Here is a 16,964-nt window from a genome sequence, read left to right as displayed (position 1 = left end):
ACCTTCAGGCTTTATCGGATCGGCGGGAATCACTATGGCGATGGACTTGACCAGCATCCTGCTGGGGCTGGCAGGTGCGGCGGTGCCGTTGCTGGCATTGGCCTGGCAACTGCAACGTCGGGCCAGTCAGAACCAGTCTGAAGTCGCCTTGCTCGAGGAGCGGCTGGCCATGGCGCAAATGGCCCAGGACGGCCTCACTGCGCAGCTCGAAGCCTGCCGCGATGAAATCGCCGACCTCGGCCAGGCCAACGCCTCGAAACAAGCGGAGCTCGCCGCCGTACGCCGGGAAGTCGAGCTGTTGCAGATCGAGCGCGACGACGCCCGTGACGCCGCCCACGCCTGGAACCTCGAACGCGCGAACAAGGAAGCCGAATTACGGCGCCTGGACGCCCAGGCGGCTTCGCTGAATGCCGAATTGCGCGAGCAACAGGAAAGCCATCAACAACGCCTGGATGACCTGCAAGGTTCCCGTGACGAGCTGCGCGCACAGTTCGCCGAACTGGCCGGCAAGATCTTCGATGAGCGCGAACAACGCTTTGCCGAAACCAGCCAGCAGCGCCTCGGCCAGTTGCTCGACCCGCTGAAGGAGCGTATCCAGTCGTTCGAAAAGCGCGTCGAGGAAAGCTACCAGGCCGAAGCCCGCGAGCGTTTTTCGCTGGCCAAGGAACTGGAGCGTCTGCAACAACTGAACCTGCGCCTCAGCGACGAAGCGACCAACCTGACTCGCGCCCTGAAGGGCCAGAAAACCCAAGGCAACTGGGGCGAGCTGATTCTCGAACGCGTGCTTGAGCATGCCGGGCTGGAGAAGGGCCGCGAGTACCAGACCCAGGTCAATCTCAAGGGCCCGGATGGCGAGCGTTTCCAGCCGGACGTGATCATTTACCTGCCGGGCGACAAGCAGGTGGTGGTCGACTCCAAGGTCAGCCTCACCGCCTATCAGCAATACGTGGCGGCGGACGACGATGCCATCGGCCAGATCGCCATGAAGCAGCACGTGCTGTCCCTGCGCAGCCACGTCAAAGGTCTGGCCGGCAAGGATTACAAACGTCTGGAAGGCTTGCACAGCCTCGATTTCGTCTTGCTGTTCGTGCCCATCGAAGCGGCGTTTTCCGCTGCATTGCAGGCCGAGCCGTCACTGTTTCAGGAAGCCTTCGACCGCAATATCGTGATCGTCAGCCCGACCACGCTGCTGGCCACTTTGCGGGTCATCGACAGCCTGTGGAAGCAGGAGCGCCAGAGTCAGAACGCCCGGGAAATCGCCGAGCGCGCCGGTTGGCTGTACGACAAGTTCGTGTTGTTCATTCAGGATCTGGACGAAGTCGGCAATCGCTTGCAGCAACTGGACAAAGCCTACAGCGCGGCGCGCAACAAGCTGACAGAAGGGCGCGGCAACCTGGTCAGCCGTAGTGAACAGCTCAAGTTGCTCGGCGCGCGGGCCAGCAAAAGCCTGCCGGCGGATCTGCTGGAGCGCGCGATGACCGATGCCGATGGCCTGGTCGAGCTACCTGAATAAGCCGCTCTGCTAGAGCGGCAAATAGCGACTCAACAACGCCCGCAACGCCGCCGGTTTCACCGGTTTGGCCAGATAATCCAGCCCCGCTGCATGCACCTGCGCCACGGTTTCTGGATGCCCGTCGGCGCTGATCACCACGCCGGGCACCGGCTCGCCCAGCCTAGTGCGCAACCAGGCCATCAACTCGGTGCCGGTTTCGCCGTGATCGAGGTGATAGTCCACCAGCGCCAATTGTGGCCGCACGCCGTCATCGAGCAGCGCCGCGCATTCTTCTCGGTTGCGCGCCGTCCACACCTGACAGCCCCAGCGCGTGAGCAGGCTGTTCATGCCGATCAGAATGCTGTCTTCATTGTCGATGCACAGCACCTGCGCGCCGCTGTGCAATTTGCCATTGATTTCCACCGCTGCTGGCGCCTGCACGGTCTGCGCTTTGGCCAGCGGCACGCGGACACTGAACACGCTGCCACGCCCCGGCCATGAGCGCACGCGCAAGGTATGGCCGAGCACGCGGCACAGACCGTCGGCTATCGCCAGACCCAGGCCCAGACCTTTTTCGGCGCGGGTCTGGTGGCTGTCGAGGCGTTTGAATTCCTCGAAGATCACTTGCTGTTTGTCCTCCGGAATCCCCGGCCCGCGATCCCACACTTCCAGACAGATTTCGCCTTTGCGCCGACGCACGCCCAGCAGCACCGGGCCTTTTGCGTAGCGGAAAGCGTTGGTGAGGAAGTTCTGCAGAATCCGCCGCAGCAACTTGATGTCGCTGTCGATGCGCAACTGACTGCCCCGTACCCGGAAACTCAAGCCCTGTTCCTGAGCCAGTGCCTTGAATTCCGCGCCGAGAATATCGAACAGCTCATTGACCGCGAACGGCTTGCGATCCGGGTTGATCTTGCCGTTTTCCAGGCGGGAAATGTCCAGCAGGTCGCTGATCAGGTCTTCGGCCGAACGCAGCGAACTGTCGAGATGCTGCACCAGTTTCTGCGCCTCGGCGCTCAGGCCGTCTTCCTGATGGGAGAGGGCGGCGGAGAATAGCCGTGCGGCGTTCAAGGGCTGCATCAGGTCGTGACTGACGGCGGCGAGGAAGCGGGTCTTGGACTGGTTGGCCGCCTCGGCATTGCCCTTGGCTTCGGTCAGCGCGACGTTGAGTTGCGACAGTTCCTGGGTCCGTTCGCTGACCCGTTGCTCCAGCCCTTCGTTGGCCTCAGTCAGCGCCTGCTCGGCTTCGCGGAACGCGGTGATGTCGGTGAAACTCATGACGAAGCCGCCGCCAGGCATCGGGTTGCCAATCAGTTCGATCACCCGGCCATTGGGGAACAGTCGCTCGGAGGTATGGGCGCGGCCCTGACGCATCCAGTGCAGGCGCCGGGCAACGTGAACTTCCGCTTCACCGGGGCCGCACAAACCACGCTCGGCGTTATGGCGAATGATGTCGGCAATCGGTCGGCCAACGCTGATCAAACCGTCCGGATAGTTGAACAGCTCGAGATAGCGGCGGTTCCAGGCCACCAGTCTCAGCGACTGGTCGACCACGCTGATGCCCTGGGTAATGTTCTCGATCGCGCCTTGCAGCAGCGCGCGGTTGAACTGCAGCACTTCCGAGGCTTCGTCGGCGATCCGCACGACGTCCTCCAGCTGCATTTCCCGACCTTCGATGGCGGCTTTTACTACCGCTCGCGTCGAAGAAGCGCCAAGGACACCGGCCAGCAAACGCTCGGTGTGGGCGATCCATTCGCCGTCGGCGTTCTGGTTCGGGTTGAAGCCTTTGCCCTGACGGTAGGCGAAGCGGATGAAGCTCTGCCGCGCGCGTTCTTCGCCGACAAAGCGTGCCGCCAGTTGCAGCAAATCGTCGATCTGCACTGCCAGCATCGAGCGTGCATTCGGCCGGGCGCTGATTTCCTGGCCGATAAAACGCCCGGCCTGCCAGTGCTCCGACACGCGGGTGCGCGACAGCACCGAGACCCAGGCGAACAGCGTGAAGTTGCCCGCCAGCGACAGCACCACGCCTTGGGTCAGCGGGGTGATCGGCAGGTTCAACGGGTTGCTGTGCAGCCAGGCGAGTCCGGGGAAACTGTCCAGCGACCAACCGAGGCTGCGCGCAGCGATCGGCAGGATCAAGGTGTAGAACCACAGGAACGTACCGGCGGCGAGACCGGCGAATACACCACGCCGGTTGGCCTGTTTCCAGTACAGCGCGCCGAGCATCGCCGGGGCCAGTTGGGTCACGGCGGCGAAGGCGATCTGGCCGATGGTCGCCAGGCTCGCGGTCGAGCCGAGCAAACGGTAGCTGACGTAGGCCAGCAACAGAATCAGCACGATGCTGACGCGACGCACCGAGAGCATCCACTGGCGGAACACTTCGAACGGCCGCTCGGCATTGTTGCGGCGCAGCAGCCACGGCAACAGCATGTCGTTGGAGACCATGGTCGACAGCGCCACACTCGCCACGATCACCATGCCGGTGGCTGCCGACGCACCGCCGATAAACGCCAGCATCGCCAGCGCCGGATGGGCCTGGGCCAATGGCAGGCTGATGACGAAAGAGTCGGGGATGACCGAGCTGGGCAGCATCATCTGACCGGCCAGGGCGATCGGGACTACAAACAGCGCGGCCAGTGCGAGGTAGGCGGGGAACACCCATTTGGCCAGGCGCAGATCCTGTGGGTCGATGTTCTCGACCACCGTCACGTGGAACTGGCGGGGCAGGCAGATGATCGCCATCATCGCCACGCCGGTCTGTACCACCATCGACGGCCAGTTGATGGTTTCTTTCCAGTATTCCTCCAGGCGCGGGGCGAGCATCGCCTGGTTGAACAGGTCGTCGAAGCCGTCATACAGGCCATAAGTGACGAAGGCGCCGACGGCGAGGAAGGCGAACAGCTTGACCAGCGATTCAAAGGCAATCGCCAGCACCATGCCCCGGTGGTGCTCGGTGGCATCGAGGTTGCGCGTACCGAAGACGATGGTGAACAGCGCCAGCACCAGCGACACGATCAGCGCGGTGTCCTGGGCGCGGGTGCCCATGGCGTCGGCGCCGGCACCGATCAGCAGGTTCACGCCAAGGACGATGCCTTTGAGCTGCAAGGCTATGTAGGGGAGGACGCCGACCAGACAGATCAGCGCGACGACCACCGCCAGCGATTGGGATTTACCGTAGCGGGCGGCGATGAAGTCGGCGATGGAGGTGATGTTCTCCTGCTTGCTGATCATCACCATTTTCTGCAGCACCCACGGCGCACCGAGCAGCAGCAGGATCGGCCCGAGGTAAATCGGCAGAAATGACCAGAGTTGTTCGGCGGCCTGGCCGACTGCGCCAAAGAAGGTCCAGCTGGTGCAGTAGACCGCCAGCGACAGGCTGTACACCCAGGCACGCACCCGTGGCGGCAGCGGCGTGCTGCGACGGTCGCCGTAGAAGGCGATGGCGAACATGATGGCCATATAGGCCAGGGCGACGGCGGCGATCAGCCCGGTGGACAACGACATGGAACACTCCCGACAGAAAACGACCGGACTCGCGCCCGGTCAGACAGTCTCGCACGGGCGCGGCGGTTAGTCAGTGTCGACCAAGGTCGTGGCGCGGCGGGGTGTCGCAGGAACAGAACCGGCCGGTTTTGCGGTCAGTCCGGTTTCAGCGCGATGTCGATCAAGCGGTGCAGTTCTCCGACTTCCAGCGGCGCTGCCGAAAACAGAATGCGGAACACCACCGGGGACACCACCAGATTGATCAGCCGATCCACGCTCGGCGCCGGTTCCTTGGGGTGGCGCTCGATGATGGTCTGCAACTGCGCGCCGATGATCGCCACGCAATAGCCCGGCGTCGCGCTCGCCTGCACGTCGCGCATCATGTTGCGGCCGGGTTCCGAACTCATTTCGTCGAGATATTGTTCGGCCCACGCGCGGAGATCGCTGCGCAGGCTGCCGGTTTCAGCCGGCTCGCTGTCGGGGCGCATGCGGGCGAGGGCGACGTCGGCCAGCAAGGTCGCCAGATCGCCCCAGCGCCGATAAATCGTCGACGGCGTCACCCCGGCGCGCGCCGCGATTTGCGGGACGGTCACCGTTGAGCGCTCCTGTTCTTGCAGAAGCGCGCGGACTGCCGAGTGAATCGACTCCTGCACCCGGGCACTGCGGCCACCCGGGCGTAAACCTTCTTTAATAGCCATGCGGCAGACCTTAACACAAAGAATTTGCTTTAAGCGCAAGCCAAGAGCACACTCCGCAAAAGCAAAAAATTAGCTTTTGCGGAGTGTGCACATGACCAGCCTTGCTTCCAACCGTTCCAGCCTGTGGTTTCTGGCGATCACCTTACTGAGTTTTCTCGCCGCTTCCACTGCGCCGACGCCGTTGTATCACCTGTATCAGGATCAGCTGCATTTTTCGGCACTGGTGCTGACCCTGATTTTCGGCGTCTACGCCCTTAGTCTGCTGGCCGCGTTGCTGACGGTCGGTTCGCTGTCGGACCACCTGGGACGCAAACCGGTAATCTTCACCGCCGTGACGCTCAATGCGCTGGCGATGCTGCTGTTTATCTACGCCGACAGCGTGGGCTGGCTGATCGGCGCGCGGGTGCTGCAAGGTTTTGCCACCGGCATGGCCACCGCTGTGTTGAGTGCGACGCTGCTGGACATTGATCGCCAGCAGGGGCCGCTGATCAACAGCGTTGCGCCGTTGCTGGGCATGGCGTTGGGCGGCATGGGCTGCGGTTTGCTGGCGGAATTCGCCCCGGCGCCGTTGCAATTGACCTATTGGCTGCTGCTCGCGCTGTTTGTGTTGCAGGGCATCTATGTGTGGCGCCTGCCGGAGAGCGTCTCGCCGCAGGCCGGGGCGTGGGCCTCGTTGCGGCCGACCCTGCACGTGCCGGTCCAGGCGCGTTCGACACTGTGGCGAGTGTTGCCGTTGAACACCGCGACCTGGGCGCTCGGTGGTTTCTATGCCTCGCTGGCACCGTCGCTGGTGCGCACGGCCACTGGCTCCACCTCCAACCTGATCGGCGGTGCCACTGTTGCGGCGCTGACGGTGACCGGTGCGCTGATGATCTTCACCTTGCGCAATCGTCCCGCCTCCCGGGCGCTGCAACTTGGGGCGAGCCTGCTGCCGGCCGGTATCGTGCTGATTCTGTTGGGCGTGCACAGCGCCAGTCTGTCGCTGTTCTTCTTTGGCACGCTGGTGGCCGGTTGTGGCTTTGGCTCTGGTTTTCTCGGTGCGGTGCGCAGTCTGGTGCCGCTGGCATTGCCCCATGAGCGTGCCGGTTTGATGTCGGCATTTTATGTGCTGAGTTACCTGGCGTTCTGCCTGCCGGCGTTGCTGGCCGGACATTTCACCCACAGCGTGGGCCTGCTGACCACCACCGATGTGTATGGCGCGGTGCTGATTGTGCTGGCGGTCGGTGCGCTGCTGATGAGTTTCCGGGCGCAAGCGGCCAAGACTTGCAGCGCTCCATAACACCTCTGGATTCGGTTAGCCTTGGCCAGCCCCTTCTTCTCACGGACCGACGCATGAAGATCATCCGCAGCAAGACCTTCACCGCCGAGCGCGCCTGGGGCGCGCTCGACATCGCCAACATGAACGGCATCACCACGCGTCTGCACTGGACCGATCAGCCTTACAAATGGCACGTCAATGACGGTGAAGAAGTGTTTGTGGTGCTCGACGGCAAAGTGCTCATGCACTACCGCGAAGAAGGTGAGGAGAAGCAGGTCTTGCTTGATGTTGGCGACATCTTCTACGCGTCCATCGGCACTGAACACGTCGCTCATCCTCAGGGCGCGGCGCGGATTCTGGTGATCGAAACCGAAGGCAGTGTCTGACTTCATATCTACAAAACAGATAACAGTTAGAGATATTACCCGTTATATAGATATTCGATTCGGTTCTACCATGAGCTCAACCTCACCTGAGGACAGGAGTTCATGATGATTTGCCCCAACAGCGCCAAACCCGGCATCAAGCCATTCAGCCAGCTTCAGCACCCGCGTGAAGTGATCCGCCAATTCACCCCGAACTGGTTCGCCGCCACCATGGGCACCGGCGTGCTGGCCTTGGCGCTGGCGCAATTGCCCGTTTCCATTCCCGGCCTGCACGCCGTGGCCGAAGGGCTGTGGCTGTTCAACATTCTGTTGTTCGTGCTGTTTACCGCTGCCTACGCCGCCCGCTGGATTCTGTTCTTCGACGAAGCTCGGCGGATCTTCGGGCACTCCACGGTATCGATGTTCTTCGGCACCATTCCCATGGGCCTGGCGACCATCATCAACGGCTTTCTGCTGTTCGGTCTGCCGCGCTGGGGCGATGGGGTCATTCAACTGGCCGAAGTGTTGTGGTGGCTGGACGTGGCAATGTCGCTGGCCTGCGGCGTGCTGATTCCCTACATGATGTTTACCCGTCAGGAACACAGCATCGATCAGATGACCGCCGTCTGGCTGTTGCCGGTGGTGGCCGCGGAAGTGGCGGCGGCCAGCGGTGGACTGCTGGCGCCGCATCTCGCCGATGCGCACTCGCAACTGGTGGTGCTGGTGACCAGTTACGTGCTCTGGGCCTTTTCTCTGCCGGTGGCGTTCAGCATCCTGACCATCCTGTTGCTGCGCATGGCCTTGCACAAACTGCCCCACGAAAACATGGCGGCGTCGAGCTGGCTGGCTCTCGGCCCGATCGGCACCGGCGCCTTGGGCATGTTGCTGCTGGGCGGCGATGCCCCGGCGATCTTCGCGGCCAACGGTCTGCCGGGCATCGGTGAAATCGCTTCGGGCCTGGGCCTGATCGCCGGGATCACGCTGTGGGGCTTCGGTCTGTGGTGGATGCTGATGGCGCTGCTGATCACCGTGCGTTACCTGCGTGATGGCATCCCGTTCAACCTTGGCTGGTGGGGTTTCACCTTCCCGTTGGGCGTTTATTCGCTGGCAACCCTGAAACTGGGCAGCACCTTGCACCTGACTTTCTTCAGCGTGGCCGGTTGTGTACTGGTGACGTTGCTGGCGGTGATGTGGCTGATCGTCGGTAAACGCACGCTGCAAGGCGCGTGGCGCGGTGAGCTGTTTGTTTCACCGTGCATTGCAGGTTTGAAGAAATAACCTGCAAAGATTAGGTAATGTGTGGCCTGGATCGCGGTTCGAGATTCTTATAAGCGTAGCCAGGCCACTCGCTACCTTCTCTTTCCAAAAACAACAGGGTCACACGGAAGATGAGTCACCCCTCACAGTTCAACCTGCTGCGCACCCGGCGCTTCCTGCCGTTCTTCATCACCCAGTCGCTGGGCGCGTTCAACGACAACGTGTTCAAGCAGTCGCTGATCCTCGCCATCCTCTATCGGCTGACCATCGAAGGTGACCGCTCCATCTGGGTCAACCTGTGTGCGCTGCTGTTTATTCTGCCGTTCTTTCTGTTTTCGGCGCTGGCCGGGCAGTTCGGGGAAAAATTCGCCAAGGATGCGCTGATCCGTCTGATCAAACTGGCAGAAATCGCCATCATGGCCGTGGGATCCATCGGCTTTCTGTTCGATCACCTGTCGCTGATGCTGGTGGCGCTGTTCGCCATGGGCACGCACTCGGCGCTGTTCGGGCCGGTGAAGTATTCGATCCTGCCGCAGGCATTGCGGGACGACGAACTGGTCGGCGGCAACGGGCTGGTGGAAATGGGCACGTTCCTGGCAATCCTGGCCGGCACCATCGGCGCCGGGGTGATGATGTCGTCGGCCAATTACGCGCCGGTGGTCTCCGCCGCGATTGTCGGTATCGCCGTGCTGGGCTATCTGGCCAGTCGCAGCATTCCCCGCGCCGCGGCGGCCACCCCGGAGATGCGCCTGAACTGGAACATCTTCAGTCAGTCCTGGGCGACCTTGAAACTGGGCCTGGGGCAGACGCCAGCGGTGTCGCGCTCGATTGTCGGCAACTCGTGGTTCTGGTTCGTCGGGGCGATTTATCTGACGCAGATCCCGGCTTACGCCAAGGAGTGGATGCACGGCGACGAAACCGTCGTTACCCTGATTCTGACGGTGTTTTCGGTCGGTATTGCCCTCGGTTCGATGCTGTGCGAGAAGCTTTCCGGGCGCAAAGTCGAGATCGGCCTGGTGCCGTTTGGCTCGTTCGGCCTGACCGTTTTCGGGCTGCTGCTGTGGTGGCATTCCGGTGGAATACCAGAAAGCGCTGTTGGCCATAGCTGGACCGAAGTGCTGAGTTTCGGTCATGCCTGGGCGGTGTTGATCGATGTGCTGGGCCTCGGGATCTTTGGCGGTTTCTACATCGTGCCGCTGTACGCATTGATCCAGTCGCGCACCGCCGAGAACGAACGGGCCAGGGTAATCGCGGCCAACAACATTCTCAACGCGCTGTTCATGGTGGTTTCGGCGATTGTCACCATCGTGTTGTTGAGTGTGGTGAAACTGTCGATTCCGCAGCTGTTCCTGGTGGTGTCGCTGCTGAACATCGGCGTTAACGCCTACATCTTCAAGATCGTCCCCGAGTTCAGCATGCGTTTCATGATCTGGCTGCTCAGCCATTCCATGTACCGCGTCGAGCATCGCAACCTTGAAGCGATTCCGGATGAGGGCGCGGCATTGCTGGTGTGCAACCACGTGTCGTTCGTCGATGCCTTGCTGATCGGCGGTGCGGTGCGTCGGCCGATTCGCTTTGTCATGTACTACAAGATCTACAACCTGCCGGTGCTGAACTTTATCTTCCGCACGGCGGGGACGATTCCTATCGCCGGACGTCAGGAAGACATTCAGATCTACGAAAAGGCCTTCACCCGGATTGCCCAGTATCTGAAGGAAGGGGAGCTGGTCTGCATCTTCCCGGAAGGCAAGTTGACTGCCGATGGTGAAATCAACGAGTTCAAGGGCGGGCTGACGCGGATTCTCGAAGAGACACCGGTGCCGGTGATTCCGCTGGCGTTGCAGGGGTTGTGGGGGAGTTTCTTCAGTCGCGATCCCAATAAAGGTTTCTTTCACCGGTTGTGGTCGCGGGTGACGCTGGTGGCGGGTTCGCCGGTTGCCGTTGAGTCTGCGCAGCCAGCGGAGTTGCAGGCGATGGTCGGGGAGTTGCGCGGGACAGTCAGGTAGTTGGTTGGAAAGCCGCCATCCCTGACGGATGGCGGCAACGGCTCAGGCGCTGACCTTGAGCCCGATCAGTCCGGTGACGATCAACGCGACACTGGCCAGGCGAATCAACGCCATCGATTCGCCAAACAGGATGATCCCGGCAATCACCGTGCCCACGGCACCGACGCCAGTCCAGATCGCATAGGCCGTGCCCAGCGGCAATTCCTTCATCGCCAGACCCAGCAATCCCAAGCTGACTGCCATGGCGGCAACGGTGAGAACGGTTGGAAGCGGACGGGTGAAACCATCAGTGTATTTCAGGCCGACGGCCCAGCCGACTTCGAACAGGCCGGCGAAAAACAGAATGATCCAGGACATGAAAGACCTCCATCGATTGACGGGGCCGTCCCCAGATTGAAAACTCGATTGAGCCGCAGGGTCGTCCCCGCGTGGCGCACATACTACCTAAAAATGTGCGCCGCACCGCGATCCGGAATCAGTCGGCCGTCTGTTGTGCCAACGTCTCACGGTCTTCTTTTTCGCTCATCCGCCGGAACCAGGTCGACAGCAGCGCCCCGGAAATGTTGTGCCACACACTGAACAGTGCACTTGGCACCGCCGCCAGTGGCGAAAAGTGCGCACTGGCCAGCGCGGCACCCAGCCCCGAGTTCTGCATGCCGACTTCCAGCGCCAAGGACTTGCGCTGCGGCAGCGGCAGGCCGAACAGGCGTCCGGTGAAATACCCCAGCAAATAGCCGAAGCTGTTGTGCAACATCACCACGGCCATGATCAGCAGGCCGGATTCGGCGATTTTCGCCTGGCTGGCGGCAACCACGGCGGCAACGATGATCACGATGCTGACCACCGACACCAGCGGCAGCACTTCCACCGCGTGGCGCACCTTGTCACCAAGCACACGTTGCGCGACCACGCCGAGGATGATCGGCAGCAGGACCACTTGCAGGATCGACCAGAACAATTCCATGAACGAAACCGGCAACCAGGCCGAGGCCAGCAGCCAGATCAGCGCTGGCGTCAGCAGCGGGGCGAGGAGGGTGGTGACGGCGGCGATGGCCACCGACAGCGCCAGATCGCCACGGGCCAGCCAGGTCATGACGTTCGAGGACGTGCCGCTCGGGCAGCACCCCACCAGAATCACGCCGACGGCGATTTCCGGCGGCAGATGAAAGATCTGGCACAGCAACCAGGCCATCCCCGGCATGATCACGAAATGCGCGACCACGCCCAGTGCCACACGCCACGGATGGCGGGCGACGGCGGCGAAGTCGTCGAGTTTGAGGGTCAGGCCCATGCCGAACATCACCAGCCCGAGCAACGGCACGATCGCGCCTTTGAGGCCGAGGAACCAGGCTGGTTGCAAGAACGCGATCACCGCGAAAATCAGAACCCAGTAAGCGAAGGTGTTGCCAACAAAACGACTCAGTGCAGCCAGTGCGCGCATGGCCTGTTCCTTATTATTAATAGAACCGCAGAAACCAATGTGGGAGCGAGCCTGCTCGCGATGGCGGCGTTACAGTCGACAAAAAATGTTGAGTGCAATGGCCCTATCGCGAGCAGGCTCGCTCCCACAGTTTTTCACTCGGCAGGCTTAGATCCCCTGCGGAGTCTCTTCGCCGCCCAGCGCTTCAACCAGCGCCGGCAGGAAGTCGCCGAACGTCAGCATCATCAGGGTGAAGCTGGCGTCGAGTTGGCCGAGGGCTTCGTCGCCGCCATCCTGTTCCGCCTGATCCTGCAACAGGTCTTCGAATTTCAGGCGCTTGACGGTCATCTTGTCGTCGAGCATGAACGACAGTTTGTCCTGCCATGCCAGCGACAGTTGAGTCACCACCTTGCCGGTGCTCAGGTGCAGCTGGATTTCTTCGCTGGTCAGGTCCTGACGCTTGCAACGCACGATGCCGCCGTCTTCATGGGTGTCGCGCAGTTCGCACTCGTCCAGGACGAAGAAGTCCGGGGCGGCTTGCTGGGTGGTGACCCATTCGGTCATCACGGCGGTCGGCGCGGTTTTCACTGTCAGCGGACGAACCGGCAGGGTGCCGATCACTTCACGCAGGGTGGAGAGCAGGTCTTCGGCGCGTTTCGGGCTGGCCGAGTTGACCAGGATCAGGCCCTGTTTCGGCGCGATGGCGGCGAAGGTCGACGAGCGGCGGATAAACGCGCGCGGCAGGAACGCCTGGATGATTTCATCCTTGATCTGATCGCGTTCCTTCTTATAGACCTTGCGCATCTGCTCGGCTTCGATCTCTTCGACCTTTTCCTTGACCGCATCGCGCACGACGCTGCCCGGCAGAATGCGTTCTTCTTTACGGGCGGAGATCAGCAGAAAGTCACCGCTGACGTGCACCAGTGGAGCATCTTCGCCCTTGCCGAACGGCGCGACGAAACCGTAGGTGGTCAACTCCTGGCTTGCACATGGACGCGCCAGTTTGGTGGCCAGTGCAGTTTCCAGCGCCTCGGCATCGACAGGCAGGTCTTGGGTCAGGCGATAGATAAGCAGGTTCTTGAACCACATGGGGTGAGTCTCTCCTTTATACAAAGGGGGGCATTATTGTCTTCGCCGGGTCATAGGCCAACCCTTCTCTAAGCCTTTGGAAGGCCTGAGAAAATTATTTAAAAAAGTGCTTGCCAGAGGTTGGGTCGCTCCGTAGAATGCGCGCCACACCGAAGCGAAGGGTGATTAGCTCAGCTGGGAGAGCGTCTGCCTTACAAGCAGAATGTCGGCGGTTCGATCCCGTCATCACCCACCATTCGTTTCAAGTGTTTAGCGCAGCGGTAGTTCAGTCGGTTAGAATACCGGCCTGTCACGCCGGGGGTCGCGGGTTCGAGTCCCGTCCGCTGCGCCATATTCGGTAACCTGGAACACTGAACGCCAGGTCACCACGGAAAAACCCGCCAAGGCGGGTTTTTTTCTGCCTCGAGTTGTATGTGCGGGATGTATCGTTTCACCGGTTTTCGGATTTTTTTGAAAAAAACTTCAATTAAATCAACACTTTACGAAAACTTGTGGCATAATGCGCCCCGTAACGAAGCGAAGGGTGATTAGCTCAGCTGGGAGAGCGTCTGCCTTACAAGCAGAATGTCGGCGGTTCGATCCCGTCATCACCCACCATTTCGTTTCAAGCGTTTCGCGCAGCGGTAGTTCAGTCGGTTAGAATACCGGCCTGTCACGCCGGGGGTCGCGGGTTCGAGTCCCGTCCGCTGCGCCATATTCGGTCATCTGGAACACTGAACGCCAGATCACCACAGAAAGCCCGCCTGGTGCGGGCTTTTTGCTGTCCGGGATTTGGCTTTTGCAGGGCTTGAACATGAGAAAGCGACCTTTGACGGTCGCTTTTTTCGTTTCTGGCGCTGCTATTGCGCCGAGTTGCGGCTGTGGCGGTAATCACTCACCGCTTCATACACCGCTTTGCGCAGGCGGTTGATCCCGCCAATCGGGCGATGAGCGTCGATGCCGAACCAGGGATTGAACGACAGGTTGTCGCATTGCAGGTTCAACGCCGGGGTGTCGAAGTCCTGCGGGGGCAGGGTGATCCTCGCCACTGTCTGGAATGGACTGTCCTGCTCGCGCCATTCGATGCTGGTGTCTTCGATCGGCATGTACTTGTTCGCGTCCTGGCGCTGGATCTGCAATACGAAACACGCCGGTATCCGGTCGGTCGACAGCTGCTGATTCAACGCGGTGCGCAGGAAGTTCGGCAGATCCCGGTTCTGTTTCGGCAAGGTATATGCGGGGCAGCGCTCCGGATCCGGCATCACCCGGAACTTGGCATTGGCCTCGCCGAACTTGTAGGGCGATACCGAAAAGTAGGTCGTACGTGTCGGGCTCTCTGGTGGTGGCGAAAGGGTCGCCAGCGCAATGAACAGGTGCCGAATTTGCCACTGGCGCGGATCCCACCCCGGAAAAAACGCCATGACCTTCTTGCCGTCAGCCTGCGCCGCCACATTCTGACGATACTCGGCGACATCGCTGACAAAGAAGTTCGGGTGACTGAACATCACGAAATCCTGCTCGTGCAGCCCCTGACGGTCACCCAGCAACTGCTTGCCCGGCACATCGAGCAGCTTGAGCGCCATGCCCCGGGCATCGCGGATGCTGTCGAATTGCGGATAAGCGTTGCCGTTGGACAGGCGCATCGTCGCTTTCCACAGCTTGCCCGGTTCGCTGAAGACGCCCTGGCGCAATTCCTGAGCCAGATCCGGCAACACCTGCACATCGGCCTTCACGCAGCCATGGGCCTTGGCATGGGCGTCGCGCAGGTAGCGGGTGCTTTCGCGGTGCTGATCGACGATGCGCACCGCGGTCTGAATCACGTCCTGGGTCATGGCGGCTTCGCCATCTGGAATCTGTTCCAGTGCCGACACCGGACCACGGTGCTGCCAGGCGAACCAGGTGGTCGCCAGGGCCCAGCCGATCAGGCCGATCACCAGCAAGATCAGCAAGGTTTTGCCCAGTATCCGTCCCAGCCAGAGCCAGAAACGCGCCAGCATCGACGGTCTTTTGAAGGAGTTGAAGATCATGGCAGTTGCGCCTCCAGCGGGCCGCCCAGCACTTTCAGGTATTCCAGCAACGCCCAGCGTTCTTCAGGCTGCAGCAGTCGGCCGATGACGCCGTTGCCGCGCTCGCCGGCGCGAAATTCGTGGCCGCTGTTGTGGTTGCCGGTGATGCGGGTGTCGAACAGGAAGCCGTTGGTGAAGGCTTCGGTGCGGTAGCCCAGATGGCGCGGGTCGTATTCGAAGGTGCCTTTATAGAACGTGGTGGCCCGCTCGTCCTGAGGTGACAGCAACTGATAAAGGCTCGGCACCGAGCCGTTGTGCAGAAATGGGGCCGTGGCCCATACGCCGGCCAGCGGTCGGGCCTTGTAGGCGACTTTTTCGCGAACGCCGATCGGCAGACCGAAGCCGTCGAGCTGTGGTTTCTCGGCAGCAGTGACGCCGGCTTCGCGGTACGCGCGGTTCTCCACGAAGGCGGTGACGTAAGCCAGTCCCTTGGCCACCGACAGCTGGCTGAGGTCCAGCGGTTCCTTGGGTTTGGGGTGCAACTTCACGTCCATTTGTTCCAACTCCGCCGGGTTCCATTGCAGAGCGGTCAGGTCGAAGCGGTGATTGGCAATGTTGTTGGCCGCATTCGGGTCGGTGCCGATGACGTCCACCGGTAGCATGTGCAGGTGCTGCACCCAGCGTTCGCCTTCCTGGGTCTGGCGCGGCACATGGCACCCGGCGCAGTTCTCGGCGAACAGGGCTCGGCCCTTGGCTGCCAAGGGTTTGTCGACGACGCCGAGCACCTCTTCAGGCCAGGCCGGCGGTCGCAGTTTTTGCAGGGTTTCTTCGATCTTGTGCAGATCACGCACGCGTACGCTGGAGGCATAGCGCTCATCGCCCTGCAGTGGCTGACCGTTGGCGTCGAAGAAATTCAGGGTGGCGCCGACCCCCAGCGCCTCGCCGATATTGCGCGCCATCGGTTGCTGCGCCGAGCCGTTCCATTGCACCCAGTCGAAGGTCCACATGTCCCATAGCTGCGGGTAATCCACCGGGGCATTGGCCACGCGATAGTTGCTCGGGGAGATCGCATCACCGAAGGTCGCGTTGGCGATACGCCCGAAGGCATCGGTGCGGCCGGGGCCTTCTTCGGTGGGGTAGAGGCCGCGATGGGTGTCGTTCCAGGCCACTTTGATGAAGGTGTTCAGTGAGCGTTTGAAGTCTTTGCGCAGTTGTTCGTGGCGCGCGTCGTAGTCGTCGCCCAGCACATGGCGGGCGAAACGTTCGAATTTCCACGGGTTGTAGTAAGTCGAGGTGAGACTGGCGACCAATGCCTGTCCGAAACTTCCGCCGCGCAACGTAGGAACGCTGGAAGGCAACACGTGCTGGGCCGAGCCGCCATCGATGCGCACTGCCTGGCCATTGAAGTGCAGTTCGCCGGTATGGCAGGCCGCGCAAGTGATGTCGAGATATTGCTCGGAGCTCCCGGGATTCCGGTGACGGGCGAAACCCACCGGCAGATTGCCCGGGTTGTCCGGCGTGGCTTTCTGCTGCGGATCGATCAGAAAACCGAAACGCGCGAGGTATTCCGGGGAAGCGAAGCGTTGCTGCGAGAACGGCAGCTCCAGCGCCTGGAACCACTCATAGCGCAAGCCCTTGACCTGCGTCCCCTGCGGGGTGAAGTAGTAGGTCTGGCGCTCTTGCTCAGTCCACTGATCCAGGTAATGCACCTGTTTCGCGGGCGTCGGGAAGGGCAATTTCGGATTGGCGACATAGTAAAGAACCACTGCCAGGACCAGTCCCAGCAGCACCACGATCAGCGTCAGCACACGGTATAAGAGGCGCAAGATGAACATCCTTGTCGATTTGTTGCGCTGTTATGCCTGAGGCGGGTGGTGTGCGGCAAGTGGCCATTACGCCAAGTGTTGTGGGAGG

At 61.4% G+C, this 16,964-nt stretch carries 12 protein-coding genes and 4 tRNA genes; 9 read left to right on the top strand and 7 right to left on the bottom strand.

Annotated elements, in window-relative coordinates; all coding sequences use genetic code 11:
• Window positions 1-148 precede the first annotated feature (148 nt).
• The gene (gene rmuC, locus BMZ46_RS11250) at window positions 149-1,513 is read left to right on the top strand and encodes a DNA recombination protein RmuC (protein ID WP_166742348.1); all 1,365 of its coding nucleotides are present in this window, start codon (window positions 149-151) and stop codon (window positions 1,511-1,513) included.
• 9 nt (window positions 1,514-1,522) lie between these two features.
• On the opposite strand, the gene BMZ46_RS11245 is transcribed toward rmuC, so the two are convergent.
• Both BMZ46_RS11245 and BMZ46_RS11240 read right to left on the bottom strand, forming a co-directional pair.
• A complete protein-coding gene (locus BMZ46_RS11245; RefSeq protein WP_074687578.1) occupies window positions 1,523-4,993 on the bottom strand; it encodes a hybrid sensor histidine kinase/response regulator in 3,471 nt (1,156 codons plus the stop codon).
• 134 nt (window positions 4,994-5,127) lie between these two features.
• Window positions 5,128-5,670, bottom strand: coding sequence for a TetR/AcrR family transcriptional regulator (locus BMZ46_RS11240; RefSeq protein ID WP_074687579.1), 543 nt, complete (start codon window positions 5,668-5,670; stop codon window positions 5,128-5,130).
• A gap of 91 nt (window positions 5,671-5,761) precedes the next feature.
• Between BMZ46_RS11240 and BMZ46_RS11235 the strand changes: the two genes are divergently transcribed.
• The 4 genes from BMZ46_RS11235 to BMZ46_RS11220 all read left to right on the top strand — a co-directional run bounded on the left by BMZ46_RS11235 (window position 5,762) and on the right by BMZ46_RS11220 (window position 10,556).
• Window positions 5,762-6,949: an MFS transporter gene (locus tag BMZ46_RS11235; RefSeq protein ID WP_074687580.1), complete on the top strand. Its 1,188-nt coding sequence runs from the start codon at window positions 5,762-5,764 to the stop codon at window positions 6,947-6,949.
• 53 nt (window positions 6,950-7,002) lie between these two features.
• Entirely contained in the window at window positions 7,003-7,314 is a 312-nt protein-coding gene (locus BMZ46_RS11230) for a cupin domain-containing protein (protein ID WP_074687581.1), read from the top strand.
• A 105-nt stretch (window positions 7,315-7,419) separates the two neighbouring features.
• Window positions 7,420-8,571, top strand: a complete 1,152-nt coding sequence (locus BMZ46_RS11225) for a TDT family transporter (protein WP_074687582.1) — start codon at window positions 7,420-7,422, stop codon at window positions 8,569-8,571.
• A 110-nt stretch (window positions 8,572-8,681) separates the two neighbouring features.
• Entirely contained in the window at window positions 8,682-10,556 is a 1,875-nt protein-coding gene (locus BMZ46_RS11220; RefSeq protein ID WP_074687583.1) for an MFS transporter, read from the top strand.
• Between the two features lie 42 nt (window positions 10,557-10,598).
• Here BMZ46_RS11220 and sugE read toward each other — a convergent pair whose 3' ends face one another.
• The 3 genes from sugE to rdgC all read right to left on the bottom strand — a co-directional run bounded on the left by sugE (window position 10,599) and on the right by rdgC (window position 13,065).
• Window positions 10,599-10,913, bottom strand: a complete 315-nt coding sequence (sugE, locus tag BMZ46_RS11215) for a quaternary ammonium compound efflux SMR transporter SugE (RefSeq protein WP_039769847.1) — start codon at window positions 10,911-10,913, stop codon at window positions 10,599-10,601.
• A 118-nt stretch (window positions 10,914-11,031) separates the two neighbouring features.
• Entirely contained in the window at window positions 11,032-11,997 is a 966-nt protein-coding gene (locus tag BMZ46_RS11210) for a bile acid:sodium symporter family protein (protein ID WP_039769848.1), read from the bottom strand.
• A gap of 147 nt (window positions 11,998-12,144) precedes the next feature.
• Window positions 12,145-13,065 (bottom strand): recombination-associated protein RdgC, encoded by a 921-nt coding sequence (gene rdgC / locus BMZ46_RS11205; RefSeq protein ID WP_007950430.1) that lies wholly within the window; start codon window positions 13,063-13,065, stop codon window positions 12,145-12,147.
• Between the two features lie 159 nt (window positions 13,066-13,224).
• On the opposite strand from rdgC, the gene BMZ46_RS11200 reads away from it, so the two are divergent.
• From BMZ46_RS11200 to BMZ46_RS11185, 4 genes are all read left to right on the top strand, one after another.
• Window positions 13,225-13,300, top strand: a tRNA-Val gene (locus BMZ46_RS11200).
• 19 nt (window positions 13,301-13,319) lie between these two features.
• Window positions 13,320-13,396, top strand: a tRNA-Asp gene (locus tag BMZ46_RS11195).
• 190 nt (window positions 13,397-13,586) lie between these two features.
• Window positions 13,587-13,662 (top strand) — tRNA-Val (locus tag BMZ46_RS11190).
• A 20-nt stretch (window positions 13,663-13,682) separates the two neighbouring features.
• A tRNA-Asp gene (locus BMZ46_RS11185) sits at window positions 13,683-13,759 on the top strand.
• A 145-nt stretch (window positions 13,760-13,904) separates the two neighbouring features.
• Here BMZ46_RS11185 and BMZ46_RS11180 read toward each other — a convergent pair.
• Window positions 13,905-15,041, bottom strand: a complete 1,137-nt coding sequence (locus BMZ46_RS11180; RefSeq protein WP_092163867.1) for a catalase family protein — start codon at window positions 15,039-15,041, stop codon at window positions 13,905-13,907.
• A gap of 26 nt (window positions 15,042-15,067) precedes the next feature.
• Window positions 15,068-16,876, bottom strand: coding sequence for a di-heme-cytochrome C peroxidase (locus BMZ46_RS11175; protein ID WP_074687886.1), 1,809 nt, complete (start codon window positions 16,874-16,876; stop codon window positions 15,068-15,070).
• Between the last annotated feature and the right edge of the window lie 88 nt (window positions 16,877-16,964).

Source organism: Pseudomonas sp. NFIX49, assembly GCF_900115915.1.
Classification (GTDB): Bacteria; Pseudomonadota; Gammaproteobacteria; order Pseudomonadales; family Pseudomonadaceae; genus Aquipseudomonas; species Aquipseudomonas pharyngis.
The sequence above is the reverse complement of the archived record's forward strand: the minus strand, read 5'-3'. Positions and strand labels throughout refer to the sequence as shown.